We start from the raw sequence: 22,488 nt of genomic DNA on the forward strand, positions 1-22,488 counted from the left end.
ATTATGAAAACTACAAGGCAAATAATCGGAATAGCGGTATTGTTTATTTTAATGATAACACCACAACATGTAGAAGCTCAGTTTTGGAAGAAAGTAGCAAAAACTGCTGAAAAAGCCGCAGAAAAGACCATATTAAAAAAGACAGAGGAAAAAGTTTCTAAAAAGACTGGTAAAACAATTGATGATACTGTCGACGGAAAACCTAAAAGCAAAAAGAAGAAAAAAAGTAAGAAAACTAAAAAAAGTAATGACGCCGTAATTTCTTCTGATACAGCAAATGAAACGGAGGAATTGGAAAATGGAAAATCTGCTTTTGCCGCGTATTCTAAATTTGACTTTGTCGCTGGAGAGAATATTTTGGCTTACGAAGATTTTAGTCAGGATGAAATTGGAGATTTGCCAGCAAGGTGGAACTCTTCTAACTCTGCAGAGGTAGTTACTTTAAATAATACGGAAGGTAGATTCATTCAAATAGGAACGGGAAAAGGGTCTTATGTTCCTGAATTTATCGAAGAGTTTCCAGATAATTTTACATTGGAATATGATGTTGTATTCGATTTTGATGTGGCGCAATACGCATATCAAAGAGATTTAATGGTTGTTTTTTCTGATTTAAAAAATCCTGGATATAGCTTGCAGGATGGAACGCCTGGAGATAACGGTTTCTCATTTGCTATACGAGGTGGCATCAGCGGTGGTGGAGGAATTGATATCTATAAATATAACAAAGACAGAAACCTGGATCTTCGTTCTAAAAAAGGAATTGAGCTTCTTGATAAAGATAATAGAGGAAGAGGAGAAAAAATACACGTATCTATCTGGAAACAAAAACAAAGAATGCGTATTTATATTAATGAGCAAAAAGTATTCGACATACCTAGAGCTTTTGAAAAAAACACTATTGTAAAAAATCTAAAATTCTTCTCAGAAATATCAGAAGAAAATACATTCTATTATTTAGGGAATATAAGATATGCGGTTGGAAAACCTGATATGCGAAACAAACTGATAACCGAAGGAAAACTGGTGACATATGGAATTACTTTCGACACTGGAAAAGCTAGTTTGAAATCCCAATCTTACGGTACTATCAAAAAGATAGCAGGTGTGCTTACTGAAAATCCATCGGTTAATGTGTTAATTACTGGCCACACGGATAAAGACGGTGATGATGCTTTTAATCAAAAACTATCTGAAGAAAGAGCAGTTTCAGTTAAGAAGACTTTAGTAAGTGAGTTTGGTATTGACTCTTCTAGGCTAAAAACTGAAGGAAAAGGGGAGAGTGATCCGGTTGATAATGGTGATACTCCAGAAGCAAAAGCAAAGAATAGAAGAGTTGAATTCAAAAAAATATAAAAACAATGTTTACCTCTTTGTCTTTTATGACACTAATGAAAAAACTTGATAATAATTAAAAATGAAAACAATGAACACAAAATTTAAAAGTATAGGTACAATGATTATGATAGCGCTAGCATTAGTGTTTCAATCTTGTGGTAATGACGACGATGGTTTAGTAATTGAAAATGAAAATCAACTTGAAAATCTTCAAGGACGTTTTGAGCAATATGAAGAATCTATTGGTAATATAGAAGCTCCAGAAGCAATGGAAGGATATGCGCAAGACAATGTATATGCGTCTAACGCTGTATGGACCATCGCATCGCTACAAGTACAAGCATTAACATATTCTTCAATTTTTCTAAGCATTCCAACTGATGCCGAGCAACAAAGTGTTGTTGGTAAAAACGGAAGCATGGCAGATACTTGGGTTTGGAGTGCAGGTGGTGTTACGCTTTATTATACAGTAACATCAGATGCTGCTTTTGATTATTTTACATATGATATAGAAGAAGGAGGAGTGCGAAGAACTTTTTATGAAGGTAGAATTAGTAAAGACGGTAATTTCTATGAAGTAAGATTCAACGGTGAAGACGGAAGCTTTATCCTAATGACATATAGAAAAACGGGTAGTGTGATTACCTTCACTATAGAAGATCATAATAATGATAAAATAGAAATGATTTATAATGAAACGGATAGGTCAGGATCAATTAAGGCTTTCGAAGCTGGAGTATTGGCAGAAAGTTTTGTTTGGTCAGGTGACGGAACAGGAGTGTATACGAATCATGTTACAGGAGAAACATTCTCTTGGCCATAAGATGTAAATATAAAATTACCCTTTGGAAAAATCATACTCGTTAATTCAGGTATGATTTTTCTTTTTATTCCATTTTTTTATTAAAAATAAAATTTTTCTTGTCACTTATTAACGTGTGGTTTTGCCGTAAAATAGGGGTTTTTTTTAGTTTTGTTTTTGAAGACAAAAAACTGTGTTAGCAACTGAAAAATAAGTGTTTTTTGAGGTTACTAACAGTGTTGTTTATATCTTTTTTTGTTAGTTTAATTATTTGTAAATCAGTAGCTTAGGTGGTTTTTGGTAAATTTTGATTTTTATTGCTTAATTCCCTTCGTGTTGAAAACTTTGTTGAAAACGTTTGCCAAATTTTTGTGAAACATTTGGAGCATTTTTTGATCTTTGTTAGTCCGTAGCGGAAACAAAAAAATAGATAACTAGCTTAAAGAAAAAAAGATGAATGCAGTAGAGCCAATTTTACAAGAAAACAAAGACAGATTTGTTATTTTTCCTATCAAACATCATGACATTTGGGATTGGTATAAAAAATCAGAAGCTAGTTTCTGGACGGCAGAAGAAATTGACTTACATCAGGATATTACAGATTGGAGTACAAAGCTGACAAATGATGAAAGATATTTTATCAAACATATCTTAGCGTTCTTTGCTGCTTCAGATGGAATCGTAAATGAAAATTTAGCTGAAAATTTCGTAAATGAAGTTCAATATAGTGAGGCAAAGTTCTTTTATGGATTTCAAATTATGATGGAGAATATTCACTCTGAGACCTATTCTTTGTTAATTGACACCTATGTAAAAGATGAAAAAGAAAAAGATATCTTATTTAAGGCAATTGAAAACTTTCCTGCGATTAAGAAAAAAGCGGATTGGGCATTAAAATGGATCGATTCTGATTCTTTTGCAGAAAGATTAATCGCATTTGCAGCAGTAGAAGGTATTTTCTTCTCAGGTGCTTTCTGTTCTATTTTCTGGTTAAAGAAACGTGGTCTGATGCCAGGTCTTACATTTTCTAACGAGTTGATATCAAGAGATGAAGGTGTGCATTGTGATTTTGCAGTACACTTACATAACAATCACCTGATTAATAAAGTGCCAAAGGAAAGAATTCGTGAAATAATTGTTGATGCACTTAATATTGAAAGAGAATTTATCACAGAATCTCTTCCAGTAAGTTTAATAGGAATGAATGCAAATCTAATGACACAATATTTAGAGTTTGTTACGGATAGATTGTTGTTAGAGTTGAATTGTGAAAAAGAATACGGAACTGCAAATCCATTTGATTTTATGGACATGATCTCATTACAAGGAAAAACTAATTTCTTTGAAAAGAGAGTTTCGGAATATCAGAAAGCTGGAGTTCTTAATAAAGATACCGAGGATAATAAAATAAGTTTTGATGCCGATTTTTAATCTCTAAAAATCATTTCAGAATAATAATATTTTCATTCTGAGCTAATTAATATAGAAAATCTATAAAAGTAACCGATTAGCTCAGTTTGATTAAGCTTTCTAAAAGCTTGCCAAAAACAAAAAAGGCGAAAGTCAATAATTGTATTTTACTTGTATAAATTCTCTGATTTATATAATACAGAGGTTTCTTTTTAGTATCTGATTTCGGGGGAGATCACACAATTAATTATGACTTTGAGTAATGAAGAGGAATATAAACACAAATTAATATCGTAGTTCTTCAAAAGAAGAATTTTATAAAAACCAAAAACGTATGTATGTAGTAAAAAGAGACGGTCACAAGGAGCCAATTATGTTCGACAAAATTACCGCAAGGGTAAGAAAGCTGTGTTATGGGTTAAATTCACTAGTTGATCCAGTAAAAGTTGCCATGAGGGTTATCGAAGGATTATACGATGGAGTAACTACAAGCGAGCTGGATAATCTTGCAGCAGAAATTGCAGCTACCATGACGATCGCACACCCTGATTATGCCAAACTTGCAGCGAGGATATCAGTCTCTAATTTACATAAAAACACTAAAAAGACCTTCTCTGAAGTAGTGAAGGATTTATATGAGTATGTAAATCCAAGAACAGAGAAAAAAGCACCATTGATCTCTGATGAGGTATATGAGGTAATCATGGCTAATAAAGAAAAGTTAGACTCTACGATTATCTACAACAGAGATTTTGGATACGATTATTTTGGTTTTAAAACATTAGAGCGTTCATACTTACTTAAGCTTAATGGTAAGATAGCAGAGCGTCCGCAGCATATGTTAATGAGAGTTTCTATAGGAATTCATCTAAATGACCTAGATGCAGCTATAGAAACGTACGAATTAATGTCTAAAAAATATTTTACACACGCGACACCTACGTTATTTAATTCTGGTACTCCAAAACCTCAAATGTCTTCTTGTTTCTTATTAGCAACTAAAGAAGATAGTATTGATGGTATTTACGATACGCTAAAACAAACAGCAAAGATTTCACAATCTGCGGGAGGAATAGGATTGTCTATACACAATGTTAGAGCTACAGGATCCTATATAGCAGGTACTAATGGTACGTCTAATGGTATTGTGCCGATGTTACGTGTGTTTAATGATACAGCGCGTTATGTAGATCAAGGAGGAGGAAAACGAAAAGGTTCTTTTGCGATTTATGTAGAGCCTTGGCATGCTGATATTTTTGACTTTTTAGACCTTAAGAAGAATCATGGTAAAGAAGAAATGCGTGCTCGTGATTTGTTCTACGCAATGTGGATTCCAGATTTATTTATGAAACGTGTACAGGAAGATGCAGAATGGACATTAATGTGTCCTAACGAATGTCCTGGTTTATTCGATATGCATAGTGAAGAATTCGAAGAAACCTATGTGCGTTATGAAGCAGAAGGAAGAGGACGTAGAACGATTAAAGCACGTGAGCTATGGGAGAAAATTCTAGAATCACAGATTGAAACTGGTACTCCTTATATGTTGTATAAAGATGCGGCGAATAGAAAATCAAATCAGCAGAACCTTGGTACGATTCGTTCGTCCAACTTATGTACAGAGATTTTAGAGTATACAAGTCCAGATGAAGTAGCGGTATGTAATCTAGCTTCTATAGCATTACCAATGTTTGTGAAAAATGGTGAGTTTGATCATGAGGAGCTTTTCAGAATCACAAAACGTGTTACTAAAAACTTAAATAAAGTAATTGACAGGAATTACTATCCGGTTAAAGAAGCTGAAAATTCTAATATGCGTCACCGTCCGATTGGATTAGGAGTACAAGGATTAGCAGATACTTTTATCCAGTTAAGAATGCCGTTTACTAGTGATGAAGCTAAAAAGTTAAATCAAGAGATTTTTGAAACGCTATATTTTGCGGCTGTAACTGCTTCTATGGAAGAAGCTACTGTAGATGGACCTTATCAAACATATGAAGGATCTCCGATCTCTAAAGGAGAATTCCAGCATAATTTATGGGGAATTAAAGATGAAGAATTAAGTGGTCGTTGGGACTGGGCTGCACTTCGCAAAGAAGTATTAGAGTATGGAGTTCGTAACTCGTTATTAGTCGCGCCAATGCCTACAGCATCTACTTCTCAGATTTTAGGAAATAATGAAGCTTTTGAGCCATATACAAGTAACATTTATACAAGACGTGTATTGTCTGGAGAGTTTATCGTTGTAAACAAACATCTTTTAGAAGATCTTGTAAAACTTAATTTATGGAGTGATGATCTTAAAGATGCAATCATGAGAGCTAATGGATCTATTCAGAATATAGATATCATACCTCAAGATCTTAAAGAGTTATATAAAACAGTTTGGGAGTTGAGTATGAAGGATATTATCGATATGTCTCGCCACAGAGGATACTTTATAGACCAATCTCAATCATTAAACTTATTTATGGAAGGTGCAACAATGGCTAAGCTTACTTCTATGCATTTCTACGCTTGGAAAAGTGGATTAAAAACGGGAATGTATTATCTAAGAACTAAGTCTGCGGTTGATGCGATTAAGTTTACATTAAAAACTGAAAAGAAAGAACAACCGCAAGCAGAAAAAGTAGCAGTGGCTGCTGCACAGGTTATGGAAGCGCAATCCACTCCTAAAGCAGAACCACAAGCGGAACAAGTACAAGTTTCTGCAGAAGGAACTTCATTAACTCCCGAAGAATTGAGAGCGTTAATAGCGCAATCTAAAGAAGCTGAAGGAGATGATTGTTTAATGTGTGGGTCTTAATTAAGACCATTTATATAGGGCAAGAAAGGGAAGTTTTGAAAGCTTCCCTTTTTTATTATCCCAAAAACAACAAAAATTGGAATGGAAAGGGTAACAAATAAGATGTTTTCGATACTTAGACATATAAAGGGTTTTAAAAAGTTGCTTGTATTTTAAGAAAGCGCTTTTTTACTATCTTTAGAACCCCTGATCTAATAGTACCTATAGTATGGAAGAGATAACTATCCAACTCCCACATTGCTCTCAGTGCAATGAAGAAATGCTTGACAATGCCAAGTTTTGTACCTATTGCGGTTTTCCCGAAAATGGAGACGATAATGAAAAGGCAAAATTTCACGCCCAAAGAGTTCTGAAAAAAAGCCAAATCAAAGAAGATCGTAAAAAAATTAGTTCTGCAAGAAATACATTGTATTGGATGGCGGGTATCTTCTTTATTTCAGGATTGGTGTTGTTTATAAGTCTGGAAGATGTTTCGGTGCTTATAGCAAGTTCTATTTTAGCTATTATTTATTTGATACTAGCTTATTGGTCTCAGAAAAAACCGTTTGCAGCAATCTTGTCTGGTTTACTATTATATCTTATGGTGATAGCGGCAAACGTAATTGTAGAGCCTTCTAGTTTGTTTAGAGGTATACTTCTAAAGGTCATTATTCTTAGTTTTTTGATAAAAGGAATGTATTCTGCATCACAAAGTATAAAAGAACAATAATATGGATATGATTTGTAGAAATTGTGGTGCTTCTTTAGAAAACGCGGTTAATTTTTGTCCTAACTGTGGAACCTCTATTAAGAAGAAAATTTCTGGGAAAATAAAAAGAGAACATCTTAATCTTGTCATTGCATTTTACATTGCTATGTTGGTGTTTTTGATGATGAACTATTTTTTGTTTAATGAAGAAGGTTCATTACTTCAAGAGATTGCTACGGAAACCATTTTTGCTTTGATTATTATAGGTTTTACGTTTTTTGATTTTAAGAATATCATGAAATTGTATCGATTTCCTAAAATTAAACCACTCTATCTTTTGGGATATCTTGCAATACCATTTGCCTCTGCATTCATAGTGTATTATTTAATAGAGTTTATCAATACAGAAGTATTTGATGAGTATTACAATTATTATTTTACGTATATCAATTATCCAAACCCGATGTTTTGGGCTATTCTTTTTGTGGCTGTTTTTCCACCAATTTTTGAAGAACTTGGATTTAGAGGTTTTTTATATAATCAATTGAAGAAAATCACCAATACAAGAGTGACTATTATTCTAACAGCGTTTATTTTTGCCATCGTACATTTTTCGGTAATCTCATTGTTATGGATCTTTCCATTCGGATTATTACTTGGATATTTACGACACAGATATAATACTTTATGGATAGGAATGATAATTCATTTTATACATAACTTCGTAGTGTTATATTTGGACTATTATTATTTTGATAGCACATTGCTAGAATTTTGACAGTATGATGAACTGGGAACAGCTTCTTTCTTTGAAAAGACAGGGAGATACGAATAAAAGATTACGAAAAGAACAAGACGAAACACGATTAGGGTTTGAAGTAGATTATGACAGGATTATATTTTCTTCTGCTTTTAGAAGTTTACAAGATAAAACACAGGTAATTCCTTTATCCAAAACCAGTTTTGTACATACACGTTTGACCCATAGTTTGGAAGTTTCGGTTGTAGGTCGTTCGCTAGGACGTGCTGTAGGTAAAAAGGTTTTAGAAAAACATCCACATTTGGCTACAATTCATGGATATCAATTTAACGATTTTGGAGCTATTGTAGCTGCGGCCTCCTTATCACATGATATTGGAAATCCCCCGTTCGGACACTCAGGAGAAAAAGCAATAGGAGAGTATTTTGCTACCGGAAAAGGGAAGAAGTATAAAGACTATTTAACACCCAAACAATATCAGGACCTTATTGATTTTGAAGGAAATGCGAATGGTTTTAAAATTCTAACGGAGTCCAGAAAGGGAATAGAAGGTGGTTTGCGATTATCATATGCTACTTTAGGAGCTTTTATGAAATATCCAAAAGCATCTTTGCCTAAAAAACCGACTCCTCATATAGCGCATAAGAAGTTTGGATATTTTCAGAATGAAAGTGCATTTTTCAAGGAAGTCGCCGAAGAAGTTGGTTTAATTCCGCAACAAATTGGAGATGAAATAACATATAGCCGTCATCCGTTAACTTTTTTAGTAGAAGCAGCAGATGATATTTGTTATACTATTATTGATTTTGAAGATGGAATTAATTTGGGACTCATACAAGAAGAGTATGCGTTGGAGTATTTGATTAAGCTGGTAAAAGACTCGATAAATACAGCTAAATACAACAGTTTGTCTACTACTGCAGATCGACTAAGTTATCTTAGGGCACTTGCTATAAATACATTAATTCAAGAAGCAGCAAATACCTTTATTACATATGAGGAAGATATTTTATCTGGTAACTTCGATACAGCACTTATAGATAAGAGTAAGTACCAAGCACAAATAGATGATATTATCAAAATCAGTGTTGCCAATATATACCAGAGCACCGAAGTGGTTGAAAAGGAAATCGCTGGATATGAAATTTTAGCAACTTTATTAGATAGGTATTGTACAGCAACCAATAATTATAATAATCAAGAAGCTTCCAATTATGATAAATTAATCTTGAAAGCTGAAGGAAGTAATTTTGATTATACTCATGAAGATCTATATACCAGATTAATTAGTATAAGCAATTATGTTGCAAGCCTTACGGATGGAAATGCTTTATTGAAATTTCAGAAAATAAGAGGTTTACAGGTATAATCAAACACTATGTAAAGGATAAAAGATTAGCTAAAAAAGTTAAATCTTTCTAGAGTGATATACTAAAGTAGTTTTTTAAGTCATTCTTTGAAAGTTTTGACGAATAATTCCGACAGCAGTATCTATATGGTGCATTGTATCCATAACGTATGATTTTAGCATATATACAATGGAATAGAAATCTAATGTTAACATTTAAGAATTCTTTTTTCATTATTTTAGACAGCTAATTTTAGAGATAGTCATCGATTTAAATAATTTGAAAATGAAAAAATACTACGTAGGTATTCTGTTTTTTGTGATGATTCTTCATTCCGTTAGTTCGAATGGGCAATCTTCAAATCTTCAATTGATTAAGGATTATTTAATAGCAGAAGGAATGTCTCCGAATGATGTTCTGGGGTTACAAATACAAAGAGAATCTTTTTCTAACAGCTTAAATGCTAACAATGTATATGTTATTCAGGAATATAATGGGATTCCAATTTATAACGCGATAGGAAGTTTCGTTTTAAAAAACGGTAGAATATTATCTGCTACCCAGAAATTTCACAAAAACCTTTCACAAATCGTAAATACAACACGTCCTTCGATTTTAGCCGAAGATGCTGTACAATATGTAGCTTCTGATGTAGGTATTAATACTCCTACTAATTTGAAAACAGTACAGAAGAAAAAAAATAAAACAGTAGTTTTTTACGACGAGAAAGTTTCTGAAGAGGAAATACCTGTTCAGCCTATGTACGTTTGGAAAGACGAAACATTAATACTTACTTGGGATGTTAGTATTTATACCCTAGATGGGAAGCATTGGTATAGTACTAGAGTAAATGCGTTAAATGGAGAAGTAGTTGATAAAACTGATTGGATGACAGAATGTACATTTGATCATTCCCATGCTCAGAAGAAATCTACGACTACAATACAAAAGAATTCTTTTGGATTTGCTAATTTGGAATACAATTTTTTAATGAATGGCTCTTATAGGGTTTATCCTATTCCAGCTGTAGAGAGTCCTAATCATGGTGATAGAGTTTTGGTAACTAATCCAGCAGATCCAACGGCATCTCCATTGGGTTGGCATAATTCGCAGACCACGGAAACGAAAGGTAATAATGTAATAGCATCTGAAGATGTAAATGCTAATAATGGAATTGGAGATTTGGCAGATGGTGGAGCTAATTTAATATTTGATTTTCCTTTTGATCCCGATGCGCTGGTAGAAAATTTTGTAGAAGCCTCTATAACAAATTTGTTTTATGCCAATAATATAGTTCATGATGTATGGTATCATTATGGTTTTGAAGAAACTGCGGGTAATTTTCAGTTTTATAATTTTGGAAGAGGAGGATCTGACGGTGATGAGGTTTTCGCAGATGCTCATGATGGTTCTGGTTTTAATAATGCTAATTTCGGAACGCCACCTGATGGTTTTAACCCAAGAATGCAAATGTTCTTATGGAATCCACAGGCGGATCCATCTGTTAATACTTTTGTTGTGAACGGAGGAACGTTAGGAGGATCCTATACTACTGTTGACAATTCTTTTAATCCAGGCCATGTAGATGCTCCCGAATTTCCGAGTGGACTTACAGCCAATTTGGCTCTTGCAATCGATGATGATTCTTCAGCAGACGCCAGTGATGCTTGTTCTGATATTATAAATGCTGCTGCACTTAATGGAAGAATTGCTGTGGTAAGAAGAGGTTCTTGTAATTTTGATGATAAAGTAGCCAGATGTCAGGCAGCAGGTGCATTAGCTGTCTTGGTAGTGAATAATGTTGCTGGGGATCCTATAGCAATGGGAGGAGATGACGGAAGTATTACCATCCCTGCAGTAATGATTGGAAGAGATGATGGAGAGGCATTAATTGCTGAAATGAGTTCAACAACGATTAATGTTACCTTATCAGATATCGGAAGAAACTTTTTTGCAGAAGATAGTAGTTTTGATAATGGAATCGTAATTCATGAATATGGACATGGAATTTCTACTCGATTGACCGGAGGAGCTAATAATTCTGGATGTTTAACTTCTTGTGCGGAAAGAGATGTTAATGGTAATTGTATCCAATTTACTGAACAAATGGGAGAAGGATGGTCAGATTGGTTTGCCTTGATGATGACTATAGAATCTGGAGACGATGGAGACGATAGTAGAGGAATAGGAACGTATGCCGCAGGACAACCAACAACAGGTGGAGGAATTAGACCATTTCCATATAGTACTAATATGAGTATTAATCCTGTAACCTATGCTGATACTAATAATGAAGCAAATTTTTCTGCTCCTCACGGAGTAGGATCTGTATGGGCATCAATGATCTGGGATTTGGCGTGGGCTCTTATAGAAAGAGATGGTTTTGATCCAGATTTATATAATGGTACTGGAGGAAATAATTTGGCAATGCAGTTGATTATCGATGGATTAAAGTTGCAATCTTGTAATCCTGGTTTTGTTGACGGGCGTGATGCAATACTGATGGCAGACGAAGTTGCAAATTCAGGAGCGAACGCTTGTTTAATATGGGAAGTGTTTGCAAGACGTGGACTTGGTTGGAGTGCTTCACAAGGTGATCCTCTTAGTAGAACAGATCAGACAGAAGCATTTGATATTCCGCCATCATCCGAAGTATCTTGTTTCTTAAATGTTGAAGATTTTGATGAAAATATCTTCAGAATAGCACCAAACCCTTCTAATGGAAATTTTGTAATTAATGTTTCCAGAGGTTTTGGAGAGAGTAATGTGAGTATTCTTGATCTAAATGGTAGAGTGGTATATAATAAAGAAATTCTACTTGATAATTCTTATAATATCAATGCCGAAAATTTAAGAGCTGGGATTTATTTACTACAGATCGAAACCAGAGAAGGAAATAGATTCACTACTAAAATTGCAATCCAGTAATAGTTGTATCGCTAAAGAAGATTAAGAATAGTTTCTTTTATTTTTTCTGCAGAAATACCACAGATGTCCTGTAATTCTTCTGTGGTTCCGTGATCAATAAAATTATCTGGGATTCCCAAGGTATATATTTTATTACCCGATTTATGTTGATTTGCAAAAGAGATTATAGAATTACCAAAACCACCTTGGATAACACCATCTTCCACTGTAATGAGTATTTTGTGTTTTTGTAATATTTCCTTTATAAGTTTGATATCTAATGGTTTTATAAAACAAAAATGATAGTGACTTATTTTTGCTGAAAGTGTATCCAAAGCATCTGAGACATTATTTCCAATCGTACCGGTAGATAGTATTGCTATATCAGAATCTGTTTCTAAAAGACATTTTCCTTTACCGATTGGAAGCTCTGTCATATCTTTTTTCCAATCTAAAATTCTACCTCTACCTCTTGGGTATCTTATGGTGATTGGATTATCTAATCTCAAAGAAGCGGTGTATAGTAAATTTCGTAGTTCAATTTCATCTAATGGAGCAGCAACTATCATGTTTGGGATACAACTTACATAAGCAATATCAAAAACACCGTGATGAGTCGCTCCATCTGCTCCCACCAATCCAGCTCGATCAATACAAAAGACTACAGATAGATTTTGCAAAGCCACATCGTGTATAAGTTGATCATAAGCACGTTGAAGAAAAGTAGAATATATGGTGCAAAATGGAATCAATCCTTGTGTTGCCATTCCTGCAGCCAAGGTAACAGCATGTTGTTCTGCAATACCCACATCAAATGCTCTGTCTGGCATTTCTTTCATCATATATTTTAGAGAGCTACCAGTAGGCATGGCAGGAGTAATTCCGATAATATCTTTATTTTTTCTCGCTAGCTCTAAAATAGTATGACCAAATACATCTTGAAATTTTGGAGGCTCTTGGGTATCTTTTTTAGGAACTAATTCTCCAGTAGCCGCATCAAATTTTCCAGGTGCGTGGTATTTTACCTGATTTTCTTCTGCTTGTTTTAACCCTTTACCTTTAGTGGTAATAATATGCAATAATTTAGGGCCTTTTTTATTTTTTAAGTTTTCTAAAGTTTTAAGTAAACTAGGTAAATCATGACCATCAACAGGACCAAAATAAGAGAAGTTAAGTGCCTCAATAATATTATCTGTTTTGGGTTTGTATCCTACTTTGGCTTTGGTTAAATATTCTTTTAAAGCACCAACGCTTGGATCAATTCCTATAGAATTATCATTAAGAATCACTAACATATTTGCATCAGTAACACCAGCATGATTAAGACCTTCAAATGCCATTCCACTAGCGATAGAAGCATCCCCAATTACTGCGATATGTTGTTTCGACATATTTCTTTGTAATTTAGAAGCAATAGCCATCCCTAAAACAGCAGAAATAGAAGTGGAGGAATGTCCTACTCCAAAAGTATCATAATCACTTTCGCTACGTTTAGGGAATCCACTAATACCATGTAATTGTCGATTGGTATGAAAAAGATCTTTTCTTCCTGTAATAATCTTATGAGGATATGCCTGATGTCCTACATCCCAAACCAGTAAATCATTTGGAGTATCAAAAATATAATGTAAAGCAATAGTTAATTCTATAACGCCTAAACTCGCTCCCAAATGACCTTCTTTGGTGGCTACGATATTAATAACAAAATCGCGTAATTCTTGTGCTAATACTGGTAATTGATCAATAGAAAGCTTTCTGAGATCCTTTGGGTATTCAATCTTGTCAAGAAGTGTATTTGGCATTCAAAATGGTTTGAAAAGCAAAATTACAACTTTATATGATCATTCTTTTGTTTTAAATAGAATAGGTAATTTATATGTAGTTCTAACTGGTTTATTTTGATATTTTCCAGGAATTAGTTTTGGTATTGTTTGGATAACCCGGAAAGCCTCTTTTTCTAATTTTGGATGCGGAGCTCTAATTTTTATGTTTTCAATGACACCTTGTTTGCTAATTTCAAAGAGTACATAAATCCGTTGTATGCCGGTTAGAAAAAGTTCTTTACTAATACGTGTGTTAAATTCTTCTTGTATGTGATCTTTAATCATACGTGTAAAGGTATCTTTGTGTCTATCTTGTTTATTGACATTTGGAAATGCTGGGAATGTTTCTAGAAGATGAGCAGGAACAGGTTGATTGAGATCGACTTTATTTTCTGTTATAACAAATCCCATTTCAACAAAATCGATATCTCCTTCTACAGTGAGTGTACTATCAATCACAGGTTTGTTAACGGTATTGGATTTTGGTCTATCTAGAGTTTGTGTTTCTTTAGTTGCTTTACAGATTTTTTCAGGTTTCGTTATGGATGGTATTGGATCATCAATAGAATCTTGTTTTTTTATGACCGTTACAGTTTCAATTTTTTGTTTTTTTCCTTCTGTATTAGTACAATTCATTAAAGTAGTCCCCATAGCTATTAGAAGAGCTAATAGAAAGGTTTTTCTAAAAGAATATCTAGTTTGCATTACTTTTATAGGAATAGTAATATGGATAGTGTCTAACTGTGTTTTTCTAAAGTGACCACAAACTTTTTCATGTTTATGTTCATGAAGGTAATCCTGAATTTGTGTATTGGATAGTTTGGTAAAATCTACCACAGTTTTATGACAAGAGCCGCAGAATCTCCCTTTTTCTGAAGGAGTCATTACATCCCAATCCTTATGGCAAGGCTTAGGAATCGTTATTTTGTAATATTTTTCCATAAATCGAAGAAGTTAGTTTTATTGATTTATCAAGTTTCTTGCCATTTTGCTTAAGTTTGTTAGATACTTTAAGCTATATATTATGTTTGATCCCTATGATGATTCTCATTTTATGAGAAAAGCACTTCAGGAAGCTGAAATGGCTTATGATAAAGGAGAAATACCTATTGGAGCGGTAGTAGTGGTAGCCGATAGGGTTATTGCTAGAGCCCATAACCTCACAGAACTTTTAAAAGATGTTACAGCACACGCGGAAATGCAGGCGATTACGGCAGCAGCTAATTTTTTAGGAGGTAAATATCTTAAAGAGTGTACTTTGTATGTAACGATAGAACCGTGTCAGATGTGTGCTGGTGCTTTGTATTGGAGTCAGATTGGTAAAATCGTATATGGAGCAAGAGATGAACAAAGAGGATGTATTAATATGGGAACTAAACTTCATCCAAAAACCAAAATGGTTGGAGGTGTTTTAGCAGAAGAATGTAGTGAAATACTAAAGCGCTTTTTTGTTGAAAAACGAAATCTAAATTGATTTGAATATTACCTCGATCGCGTAACTTTAGTAATAAGGAAATCAAGGGAGGTTTACTTTATTTAATCGTTGGTCTATTATTCAATACGTACTAAAAATTTAAAAGGTTTGAAAAATACAATTGCAGAGCGAATTCAGGATTTTTTAAAACAGTTCCCGCCTTTTAGTTTGCTTTCTACAGAAGAATTGTTGTTTGTTTCTAGCCAAATTAGAGTATTGTATTTAGAAAAAGGAGCTTATGTGTTTAAGCAAGATGAGCAATGTCATGACGAATTCTATATTGTTAGAGAGGGAGCAATAGGGTTGTACAGAACTACAGAAAACATTCAAAACTTCGTGGATATTTGTGATTCAGGAGATCTCTTCGGATTGCGTATTATGATTATCAAAAAGAATTATCGAATGGCTGCTTTGGCTAACGAAGAGTCGATCGTATATGCAATTCCTTCTTCCGTTTTTAAACCTTTTATTGATGAAAATAAAGAAGTAAATAATTTTTTATTAGAAACTTTTGCTACGCATGCTAGAAATTATTTTACCGAAACCGAAAAGGGGGAAAAAATAGATAATACTATTACTATCGAACCAGCTAGTGACCTTTCTACGTTACGCACTATTTCTTATCGCAAGAAGCCTCTTACATGCACTTCTGAGGCTATTGTAAAAGATATTGCTATAGAGATGAATACTAAAAAATCGAATGCGATCGTTGTTGTGGATGAACAAAAGTATCCAATAGGAATTATTACAGATAGTGATCTTAGAGCTAAAGTTGCTACTGGATTAACTTCAGCCGAATCTCGTGTTACAGAAGTAATGACAACACCCGTAAAAACGTACTCCAAAAGAATAACAGTTGCAGAAGCACAAATAGCTTTAATTAAAAACAACATAAGTCACCTTTGTATTACTAAAGATGGCACGCGCAACTCTAAAACTGTTGGTGTTTTTTCTAATCATGATTTGTTAGTATCCTTTGGAAATAATCCTTCAGTTTTAATAAAGGAAATCAAAAGGGTAAAAAAAATCCAGCGGTTACGATATATCAGAAAACAAGTAGAAAGGTTACTAACTACCTATTTAGAGCAAGATATTCCTACAATGCATATCTTAAATCTTATTTCAGAGATAAATGACGCCTTAGTAGTTCGAACGATTGATTTGTCTTTACAAGAGATGGATTCTTCACCACCAGTATTATTTAGTTTTTTGGTATTAGGAAGTCAGGGAAGAAGAGAGCAATTATTAATTACGGATCAGGATAATGCTATTGTATTTGAAGATGTTGAGGAAATAAGGTATCCAGAAACCCAAAATTATTTTTTAGAGTTAGCAAGAAGAATTACCAAAAATTTACATACCATTGGCTTTGAATATTGTCCAGCAGAGATGATGGCTAGTAACCCAAGATGGTGCATGTCGGTATCCGAATGGGAGAAACAGTTTAGAGATTGGATGACAACTCCGACTGAAGAAAGCACTTTGCTGTCGTCTATATTTTTTGATTTTCAGGCTGTATATGGTGATACTAATATAGTAAATCAATTATCAGATGTCATATTTGACGGCGTGAACAAGAGCAAAAGATTTCTCGGGTTACTAGGTGTTAGCGCATTACAAAAACCATCTCCTTTAGGCTTTTTTAAACAATTTTTAGTAGAACAAAACGGAGAACATAAAGATACTTTCGATATTAAAACAAGAGCGATGATGGTCTTAATAGATGGTGCACGAATTTTAGCGTTGTATCATAATCTAAAAGGAATAAATAACACATTACTGCGTTATGAGAAACTTGCAGCATTAGAACCAAATAATAAAGAACTTTTCGAAAGTTGTGCAAAAGCTTTTAGGGTATTATTAAAGTTTAGGGCAAGACAAGGGTTGATGCACAAAGATTCAGGGAGATATATTCAATTAAATACACTTAGCAAGAACGATAAATTAAAGCTTAAAAGGTGTTTTAGACCGATTAGAGATATACAAGAAGTATTGAGGGTTCGTTTTCAATTAAAAACATATATGTAAATGAATTTTTGGTTTTCAAATAAGCATAAAAAGAATTTCCCTAAGTTTTGGGTGGAGTATCTTAATTCTTTCGAAAACCAGACTAGTAAAAAAAAGGTAGAAGAAACTAGGTTTATTGCTTTTGATACGGAAACTACAGGTTTTGATTATAAAAATGATAGAGTTCTATCCATTGGCGCTGTGGCAATTCAGAATATGAGTATTGATGTGTCTGATCAGCTCGAATTATATCTAGAACAGGATGTTTTTAATTCTGAAACTGTAGAAATTCATGGAATTCGAAAAAATCATGAATATATAAGAGTGCATGAAAGCGATGCTATTGAGATGTTTTTGGGATTTATCCAAGATGCTGTTTTAATTGCGCATCATGCAGACTTTGATAGAAGGATGATCAATAGTGCGCTTCAAAGACAAGGTTTAGGTGCATTAAAAAATAGGTTTTTGGATACAGGAGTACTATTTAGAAAGACCAAACATCAAATATACAGTAGGGAAAGAAAATATAATCATTATACACTTGATGAATTATGTGATGATTTGAAAATTTCCAAAAGTGATCGACATACGGCTGCTGGTGATGCTTTTATAACTGCATTAGCCTTTTTGAAAATTATTTCAAAACTGAAAATTAAACCAACAGATGTTACTTCTTCACTTTTCTAGTATCGTAGAAATCTAAGCCTTATTGCAACCGCAGTTATTGTTTTTCGTCTTTTTGGTATAATCAATCAAAATGAAAAAGGAACTTTTTGTTGTATTTTCTTTACTCGGTCTTGTAGGTTTTGCTCAGGAAAAAGATGTCTTGCGCGGAAAAATAGTAACAGATACTTTACAACCAAATCAAGCAATCAATATTATCAATCTTACCAAAGGGCTAGGTGCAATTAATGATGAAGTTGGTTATTTTCAAATAAAAGCAGAAGAAGGAGATACCATTGTTTTTTCTTCCGTTCAACATTATCAAAAAGCACATATTGTTACGAAAAAAGATCTGAAAAAAGCGAATCTAGCAATACAATTAGTAACCAAGGTAAATGAGTTAGATGAGGTTACAGTCTCTCAATATGATCTGTCTGGAGAAGCAAAAGAGGATATTAAAAAAATAGAAACATTTGAGGATAACCTTCCTATGTTTAATGCAAAAGTTCTGGATCCAACTCCTTTTGTAAAAGAAATGGGGGCAAAAACAGTTAGAAATACAACAGTGGATCATCGAAAAAATGCTACTGCTTTTAATTTTATTGCAGCGGGTAGAATGATCGCAAGTTTGTTTAAGAAAAAAGATAAAACAAATCGTGGTAATGTTAGGATTCCACAGATATCTGATTTTTATCAAGCAACTTTTATTGTAGAAGAGTTAAAAGTCCCAGCAACAGAATTGTATAATTTCCTAGATTATATAAACGAACAAGCTGAAACAAAGAAGATATTAAAAACAGGAGATGAGCTTAGAATTTTAGAGCATTTGATACAGCAGAGCAAGATCTTCAATGATGAAAATCAGCAGAGAAAGTAATAATGGAAAACCAGTTTTATTATTTTTAATGAAAAGATATACGAGTATTCTGTTGTTACTGATTTCTTTCTTAAGCTTTGGTCAACAAAATTCATGGTTAAAAGGTCAGATTATAGTTAATGCATTAGAGCTTGAAGCGATTAATATAGTAAACCTTACTAAAGAAATAGGAGCCATAAGTGGTAAGTCTGGCTACTTTGAGATTCCTGCTGATCCTGGAGATGTTGTTGTTTTCTCTTCGGTTCAGTTTAAACTAAAGAAACTACAAATAACGGAGGAACAATTAAGATCAGAACACTATATAGTTTTTCTAGAACCAGAGGTGAATACATTGGATGAAGTTCATGTATCTCAATATTCTTTAACCGGTGACATTCAGAAAGATCTAGATGATATTCCGACTTACATAAAAAATCTTCCTTTTTGGAATGCAGAACAACTTAAACAAATGGGTGTGGCCAGACCCAATGATGCACAATCGCCAGTGGAAAACACGGTGCTAAAAACCGGGAATGAAGGAGCTGGTGTTTCCATTGATCTTATAGGGTTTATTCAGGTAGTTTCGGGTATTTTTAAGAAAAAAAGTAAAGAAGATAGCTCAGAAATTCCACTAAATCAATATTACAAAGAAGAGTTTTTTATAAAAGAACTAAAGATTCCAGAAACAGAGTTTTATAATTTTATGGATTTTTTGGATCAGGAGACAGAGATACAAGCAATATTGAGTACTAGAGATGGATTAAAAATATTAGAGTATCTAATGTTTCAAAGCAAAGTATTTAGAGATAAATATAGCATACAAAAATAAAAAAAGACGCTATTTATAGCGTCTTTTGCAACCTTTCGAATATATCTTTATCCATGAATTACGCGAACCTGCGCCGCAATAATTCCTTTTCTTCCTTCTTGTTCTTGGTATTCTACTTTGTCACCTTCATTTAGAGCTTCACCATTTAATCCTGAAGCATGCACGAAAATGTCTTTTCCGGTTTCATCGTTGGTAATAAATCCGTAACCTTTAGATTCATTAAAAAATTTTACTGTTCCTTCCATTGTAATAAGATAATATTATGAATTCTAAAGGTAGCTTTTAATATAATAACAGTTGTTATTAAAATGTAAATATTTACATAATTTTAATTTTTGTCAGTTTTTTCTTCTTTAGTGAAATCCTTCATTTTCTGAAGGTTTTCTTCGGTCAACATATAATCCTTTACCTTTTTGTCTTTCCATCTATGGTATATGAATAAAGGCATTAGAATAAAAGAAGCTCCAAGGATACCAATTCCAACCCATTTGTCTCCAGTAAGGTGATCTCCAGTGTTTTTATAATAATAACCTACGGATACAAGAATAACCACTGCAACGAATAATATTCTTATTATATATTTCATAATTGAATTGAGTTTTACAATGAATTTCGGACAATTTATTAACAATCAAAGGTTTTCGTAAAAAAGAGATCTAATAGTTCTACAAAAGATCCGTTTTGATACAATCAGAAGTTTTTTGAACAGTATGGTTCTAAAACATGACAAATAAAACTTATACGTAAATCAAACACAAACAAAAACTAAAAATTCACACAATGAAAAAGAAGTTACTAATTGCAGTAGCCTTTATACTTTGTTTATCAAAGATAGGTTACACACAATCAGATAAAAATTTACCATTCGTTTGGGAGAATGCAACAGTATATTTTGTCCTTACTGATCGTTTTGAGAATGGAGACACATCTAATGATATTTCTTACGGGAGACCTCAGGATGGTCCGGCATTAAGAAATTATGAAGGAGGAGATTTGCAAGGGCTTATTAATAAGATTGAGGAAGGATATTTTGATGATCTTGGAGTAAATGCTATCTGGATTACTCCACCAGTAGAAAATATCTATGGATCGGTACCAGGCGCAGGATATGGTTTTCATGGATATTGGACGAAAGATTGGACAAACATCGATGCTAATTTGGGAACGAATGAGCTTTTCGGAACATTTGTAGATATAGCACATGAACATGGTATTCGAGTATTAATGGATGTTGTTCTTAATCATGTTGGACCAGATACTAGCACGGATCAAAATCAATCTTGGCCAGATGAGTGGGTTCGTAGAGATCCTAATTGTAATTTTCAAGGTCCAGGAGGAACAATTCCTTGTGAATTGGTAGATAATTTACCAGATATTAGAACTGATTCTAATGATAATGTTAGTCTGCCAAATTGGTTGTTAGAAAAGTGGAGTCAGGAAGGAAGAAGAGATAGTGAAGAAAATGAATTGAATGATTTTTTTAACAGAACAGGTAAGTCCAGATCACCAAGAAGTTATATCATAAAATGGTTAACGGATTATGTAAGAAAATATGGTGTAGATGGATTTAGGGTGGATACAGTAAAGCATGTGGAGGAAGCTGTTTGGAAAGAACTAGAAGAAGAAGGAATTATCGCTTTGAGAGAGTGGAAGACAAATAATCCAACTAAGAAACTAGATGATTTAGATTTCTGGATGACTGGAGAGGTGTTTAACTATAATGCACCAAGCATGGGAAGAACTTTTACGGGAGATGGATTTAATGTAGATTATTATAATAATGGATTTGCCAATTTAATTAATTTCGAATTTCGATTTAATGCAGAAGAAGGTTTAGAAAGTATTTTTAGTCGTTATGATAATTTGTTGCAAAACCAATTAGGGCAAGGAAAAAGTGCTATGAACTTTTTGACTAATCACGATACAGAAGAAGTTTTTGACCGAAATCGTCAAAAAACATTCGAAGCAGGAACAAAATTATTACTGACTCCTGGACCTGCCCAAATTTATTATGGAGATGAAACAGCAAGAACACTCACACCTGGCGGAGGAGCTACAGGAGATGCTACTCTTAGATCCAATATGAATTTTAGTGATTTAAGTAATCCAAACTCTATTCCTTCCTTAACGCTATTGCATTATCAGAAAATAGGAAAATTTAGAAGAGAACATGTTTCTGTTGGAGCAGGGGAGCATACCAAATTACAGGATGCGCCATATACTTTTAAAAGAGAATATGATCAAAATGGTATACAGGATAAAGCATTGGTATATACAGGTAATGATAATGATTTTGTAGGAGCGTTAGATGTTTTTGGTATGTGGTCTGATGGCACTGAATTACAAGATTATTTTTCTGGTAGTTTAGCTACAGTGTCGAATGGAACGGTAACTTTTGGGACTTCTTTTGGATTGGTATTGATAGGAGAACCAACGTCTCAAACTTTAAGTATAGATGAATTGGATACTACTAATGGAAATTTTGCGAAAGCTTGGCCTAATCCTTTTACAAATTCATTACAAGTAACATTATCTACGACCAATCTTTCTGGAGATGATATACATATAGAAATGTATGATCTTACGGGTAAGAAGGTGTTAGAAAATAAAAGGATAAAAATTCAGGATAGTAGTTTTAGTATTAATGCACCTCATCTAATGAATGGGATGTATTTAATGAAGATAGAATTTAATGATAGAACCCAAGTAGTTCAATTAATAAAAAAGTAGTTTGAATTGCTAAGTTTATAAAAACCTGTTGAATTTAGTTTCAGCA

At 33.5% G+C, this 22,488-nt stretch carries 18 protein-coding genes; 14 read left to right on the plus strand and 4 right to left on the minus strand.

The window, feature by feature from the left end:
* The first annotated feature begins 3 nt into the window (after window positions 1–3).
* The 8 genes from Q1B37_RS01575 to Q1B37_RS01610 all read left to right on the plus strand — a co-directional run bounded on the left by Q1B37_RS01575 (window position 4) and on the right by Q1B37_RS01610 (window position 12,081).
* Window positions 4–1,356: an OmpA family protein gene (locus Q1B37_RS01575; protein ID WP_299894677.1), complete on the plus strand. Its 1,353-nt coding sequence runs from the start codon at window positions 4–6 to the stop codon at window positions 1,354–1,356.
* A 70-nt stretch (window positions 1,357–1,426) separates the two neighbouring features.
* Window positions 1,427–2,161: a hypothetical protein gene (locus tag Q1B37_RS01580; RefSeq protein WP_299603890.1), complete on the plus strand. Its 735-nt coding sequence runs from the start codon at window positions 1,427–1,429 to the stop codon at window positions 2,159–2,161.
* A gap of 432 nt (window positions 2,162–2,593) precedes the next feature.
* Window positions 2,594–3,571 (plus strand): ribonucleotide-diphosphate reductase subunit beta, encoded by a 978-nt coding sequence (locus Q1B37_RS01585; RefSeq protein ID WP_299894680.1) that lies wholly within the window; start codon window positions 2,594–2,596, stop codon window positions 3,569–3,571.
* Window positions 3,572–3,884: 313 nt separating this feature from the next.
* The gene (locus tag Q1B37_RS01590; protein WP_299894682.1) at window positions 3,885–6,356 is read left to right on the plus strand and encodes a ribonucleoside-diphosphate reductase subunit alpha; all 2,472 of its coding nucleotides are present in this window, start codon (window positions 3,885–3,887) and stop codon (window positions 6,354–6,356) included.
* A 208-nt stretch (window positions 6,357–6,564) separates the two neighbouring features.
* Window positions 6,565–7,065, plus strand: coding sequence for a zinc ribbon domain-containing protein (locus Q1B37_RS01595; RefSeq protein WP_299894685.1), 501 nt, complete (start codon window positions 6,565–6,567; stop codon window positions 7,063–7,065).
* Between the two features lies 1 nt (window position 7,066).
* On the plus strand, window positions 7,067–7,822 hold the full coding sequence (locus Q1B37_RS01600; RefSeq protein WP_299894688.1) for a CPBP family intramembrane glutamic endopeptidase: 756 nt from the start codon (window positions 7,067–7,069) through the stop codon (window positions 7,820–7,822).
* A gap of 7 nt (window positions 7,823–7,829) precedes the next feature.
* Window positions 7,830–9,173 carry a dGTP triphosphohydrolase gene (gene dgt / locus Q1B37_RS01605; protein WP_299895827.1) on the plus strand — a complete coding sequence of 448 codons (1,344 nt, stop codon included), beginning with the start codon at window positions 7,830–7,832 and terminating at the stop codon, window positions 9,171–9,173.
* A gap of 265 nt (window positions 9,174–9,438) precedes the next feature.
* Window positions 9,439–12,081 carry a T9SS-dependent M36 family metallopeptidase gene (locus Q1B37_RS01610; RefSeq protein WP_299894691.1) on the plus strand — a complete coding sequence of 881 codons (2,643 nt, stop codon included), beginning with the start codon at window positions 9,439–9,441 and terminating at the stop codon, window positions 12,079–12,081.
* Window positions 12,082–12,092: 11 nt separating this feature from the next.
* Here the strand turns inward: Q1B37_RS01610 and Q1B37_RS01615 are convergent, their stop codons facing one another.
* Both Q1B37_RS01615 and Q1B37_RS01620 read right to left on the minus strand, forming a co-directional pair.
* The gene (locus Q1B37_RS01615; protein ID WP_299894694.1) at window positions 12,093–13,862 is read right to left on the minus strand and encodes a 1-deoxy-D-xylulose-5-phosphate synthase; all 1,770 of its coding nucleotides are present in this window, start codon (window positions 13,860–13,862) and stop codon (window positions 12,093–12,095) included.
* Window positions 13,863–13,901: 39 nt separating this feature from the next.
* Entirely contained in the window at window positions 13,902–14,825 is a 924-nt protein-coding gene (locus Q1B37_RS01620; protein WP_299894696.1) for an energy transducer TonB, read from the minus strand.
* Between the two features lie 82 nt (window positions 14,826–14,907).
* On the opposite strand from Q1B37_RS01620, the gene Q1B37_RS01625 reads away from it, so the two are divergent.
* From Q1B37_RS01625 to Q1B37_RS01645, 5 genes are all read left to right on the plus strand, one after another.
* Window positions 14,908–15,357: a nucleoside deaminase gene (locus Q1B37_RS01625; RefSeq protein WP_299894699.1), complete on the plus strand. Its 450-nt coding sequence runs from the start codon at window positions 14,908–14,910 to the stop codon at window positions 15,355–15,357.
* Between the two features lie 108 nt (window positions 15,358–15,465).
* Window positions 15,466–17,385, plus strand: a complete 1,920-nt coding sequence (locus tag Q1B37_RS01630; RefSeq protein WP_299894701.1) for a DUF294 nucleotidyltransferase-like domain-containing protein — start codon at window positions 15,466–15,468, stop codon at window positions 17,383–17,385.
* Complete coding sequence (locus Q1B37_RS01635) at window positions 17,386–18,051, plus strand: 3'-5' exonuclease (protein ID WP_299894703.1); 666 nt, start codon at window positions 17,386–17,388, stop codon at window positions 18,049–18,051.
* Window positions 18,052–18,121: 70 nt separating this feature from the next.
* Window positions 18,122–18,904 carry a hypothetical protein gene (locus Q1B37_RS01640; protein WP_299894706.1) on the plus strand — a complete coding sequence of 261 codons (783 nt, stop codon included), beginning with the start codon at window positions 18,122–18,124 and terminating at the stop codon, window positions 18,902–18,904.
* Window positions 18,879–19,712: a hypothetical protein gene (locus Q1B37_RS01645; protein ID WP_299894709.1), complete on the plus strand. Its 834-nt coding sequence runs from the start codon at window positions 18,879–18,881 to the stop codon at window positions 19,710–19,712. Before Q1B37_RS01640 ends, Q1B37_RS01645 begins: the two co-directional genes overlap by 26 nt.
* A 47-nt stretch (window positions 19,713–19,759) precedes the next feature.
* On the opposite strand, the gene Q1B37_RS01650 is transcribed toward Q1B37_RS01645, so the two are convergent.
* Both Q1B37_RS01650 and Q1B37_RS01655 read right to left on the minus strand, forming a co-directional pair.
* Window positions 19,760–19,957 (minus strand): cold-shock protein, encoded by a 198-nt coding sequence (locus tag Q1B37_RS01650; RefSeq protein ID WP_299603854.1) that lies wholly within the window; start codon window positions 19,955–19,957, stop codon window positions 19,760–19,762.
* 83 nt (window positions 19,958–20,040) lie between these two features.
* Window positions 20,041–20,298 carry a hypothetical protein gene (locus tag Q1B37_RS01655; protein ID WP_299603852.1) on the minus strand — a complete coding sequence of 86 codons (258 nt, stop codon included), beginning with the start codon at window positions 20,296–20,298 and terminating at the stop codon, window positions 20,041–20,043.
* Window positions 20,299–20,492: 194 nt separating this feature from the next.
* On the opposite strand from Q1B37_RS01655, the gene Q1B37_RS01660 reads away from it, so the two are divergent.
* Window positions 20,493–22,442, plus strand: a complete 1,950-nt coding sequence (locus tag Q1B37_RS01660; RefSeq protein WP_299894711.1) for an alpha-amylase family glycosyl hydrolase — start codon at window positions 20,493–20,495, stop codon at window positions 22,440–22,442.
* The last annotated feature ends 46 nt before the right edge of the window (window positions 22,443–22,488 follow it).

This window comes from uncultured Aquimarina sp., assembly GCF_947492965.1.
Taxonomy (GTDB): domain Bacteria; phylum Bacteroidota; class Bacteroidia; order Flavobacteriales; family Flavobacteriaceae; genus Aquimarina.

Bases quoted from the DNA above. Each gene is read 5' to 3' on its own strand.
- Q1B37_RS01575 (WP_299894677.1), top strand. From the start codon at position 4: ATGAAAACTACAAGGCAAATAATCGGAATAGCGGTATTGTTTATTTTA.
- Q1B37_RS01580 (WP_299603890.1), top strand. From the start codon at position 1,427: ATGAACACAAAATTTAAAAGTATAGGTACAATGATTATGATAGCGCTA.
- Q1B37_RS01585 (WP_299894680.1), top strand. From the start codon at position 2,594: ATGAATGCAGTAGAGCCAATTTTACAAGAAAACAAAGACAGATTTGTT.
- Q1B37_RS01590 (WP_299894682.1), top strand. From the start codon at position 3,885: ATGTATGTAGTAAAAAGAGACGGTCACAAGGAGCCAATTATGTTCGAC.
- Q1B37_RS01595 (WP_299894685.1), top strand. From the start codon at position 6,565: ATGGAAGAGATAACTATCCAACTCCCACATTGCTCTCAGTGCAATGAA.
- Q1B37_RS01600 (WP_299894688.1), top strand. From the start codon at position 7,067: ATGGATATGATTTGTAGAAATTGTGGTGCTTCTTTAGAAAACGCGGTT.
- dgt (WP_299895827.1), top strand. From the start codon at position 7,830: ATGAACTGGGAACAGCTTCTTTCTTTGAAAAGACAGGGAGATACGAAT.
- Q1B37_RS01610 (WP_299894691.1), top strand. From the start codon at position 9,439: ATGAAAAAATACTACGTAGGTATTCTGTTTTTTGTGATGATTCTTCAT.
- Q1B37_RS01615 (WP_299894694.1), bottom strand. From the start codon at position 13,862: ATGCCAAATACACTTCTTGACAAGATTGAATACCCAAAGGATCTCAGA.
- Q1B37_RS01620 (WP_299894696.1), bottom strand. From the start codon at position 14,825: ATGGAAAAATATTACAAAATAACGATTCCTAAGCCTTGCCATAAGGAT.
- Q1B37_RS01625 (WP_299894699.1), top strand. From the start codon at position 14,908: ATGTTTGATCCCTATGATGATTCTCATTTTATGAGAAAAGCACTTCAG.
- Q1B37_RS01635 (WP_299894703.1), top strand. From the start codon at position 17,386: ATGAATTTTTGGTTTTCAAATAAGCATAAAAAGAATTTCCCTAAGTTT.
- Q1B37_RS01640 (WP_299894706.1), top strand. From the start codon at position 18,122: ATGAAAAAGGAACTTTTTGTTGTATTTTCTTTACTCGGTCTTGTAGGT.
- Q1B37_RS01645 (WP_299894709.1), top strand. From the start codon at position 18,879: ATGATGAAAATCAGCAGAGAAAGTAATAATGGAAAACCAGTTTTATTA.
- Q1B37_RS01650 (WP_299603854.1), bottom strand. From the start codon at position 19,957: ATGGAAGGAACAGTAAAATTTTTTAATGAATCTAAAGGTTACGGATTT.
- Q1B37_RS01655 (WP_299603852.1), bottom strand. From the start codon at position 20,298: ATGAAATATATAATAAGAATATTATTCGTTGCAGTGGTTATTCTTGTA.
- Q1B37_RS01660 (WP_299894711.1), top strand. From the start codon at position 20,493: ATGAAAAAGAAGTTACTAATTGCAGTAGCCTTTATACTTTGTTTATCA.